The sequence below is a fragment of the Vibrio sp. 10N.261.55.F4 genome (assembly GCF_041470465.1).
Classification (GTDB): domain Bacteria; phylum Pseudomonadota; class Gammaproteobacteria; order Enterobacterales; family Vibrionaceae; genus Vibrio; species Vibrio crassostreae_C.
This window is the reverse complement of sequence record NZ_JBFRMM010000072.1, coordinates 1-1050: the sequence shown is the minus strand read 5'-3', so window position 1 is coordinate 1050 and position 1050 is coordinate 1. Positions and strand designations below refer to the sequence as shown.

The following is a 1050-nucleotide window of genomic DNA, read 5'->3' as shown; positions in this document are numbered from 1 at the left end:
GGCTTTGTTTCCTAAATCAGGGAACTAATGCTTAAAGCTACGATCAGATCATCTAAGTTCACTCACATACTTAGAGCAATGCCAAAGCCTCGCTACAGAACAACTAACTGGAAACAATATAACCAAGCCCTAATCAATCGTGGTTCACTGACATTCTGGATTGATGAGGAAGCGATTCAACAGTGGAAGCAACTCAAGCAAGGTAAACGAGGTCGACCTCGATTGTTTAGTGACTTAGCCATTACGACCGCCCTCATGGTTAAACGAGTATTCGCGATGCCGTTGAGAGCGTTACAAGGATTCATCGATTCTGTTTTCAAACTCGCTCAACTCCCGTTGTCATGTCCTCATTATTCATGCATCAGTAAACGAGCCAAAACGGTTAATGTGTCATTCAAGACAAAGACCCGAGGCGCAATACAGCATTTAGCCATTGATGCAACAGGGCTAAAGGTCTACGGTGAAGGTGAATGGAAAGTAAAAAAACATGGTACTGACGGGAAGCGTCGAGTTTGGCGTAAGCTCCATTTAGCCGTAGACACTGGCACTCATGAAATCATTGCGGCTGAGTTAAGTTTATCGAATGTCACTGACGGTGAAGCTCTTCCTAATTTACTGAATCAAACTCGTCGTAGAATCAATGAGATATCTGGTGATGGAGCTTACGATACAAGACAATGCTACGAAGCAATACGTATTAAACAAGCTGTTCCACTTATTCCACCGAGAGAAGGTGCTGCTTTTTGGTTACGAGGTCACCCCCGTAATCTGGCGGTAGCTTGCCAGAAATTATACGGCTCAAATAAACATTGGAAAAAGAAGTACGGTTACCATAAACGGTCACTTTCAGAGACGGCTATGTTCCGTGTAAAGACACTGTTTGGTGGGCGATTAAGTTTAAGAAACTATAATGCTCAGGTTGGTGAAACCTACGCCATGATTAAAGCGTTGAATAAGCTCACAGGGTTAGGTATGCCTAAAACGATAGAAATAGCCTAATAATCACCCATACTGGCCGTTTCTATCTGAGATCCAATTAGGAAACAAAGC

At 43.0% G+C, this 1050-nt stretch carries 1 protein-coding gene; it reads left to right on the top strand.

Annotated features, from left to right (window positions below; all coding sequences use genetic code 11):
* Positions 1 to 78 precede the first annotated feature (78 nt).
* Positions 79 to 999 carry an IS5 family transposase gene (locus AB4249_RS21900; RefSeq protein WP_029236538.1) on the top strand — a complete coding sequence of 307 codons (921 nt, stop codon included), beginning with the start codon at positions 79 to 81 and terminating at the stop codon, positions 997 to 999.
* The last annotated feature ends 51 nt before the right edge of the window (positions 1000 to 1050 follow it).

Bases quoted from the DNA above. Each gene is read 5' to 3' on its own strand.
- AB4249_RS21900 (WP_029236538.1), top strand. From the start codon at position 79: ATGCCAAAGCCTCGCTACAGAACAACTAACTGGAAACAATATAACCAA.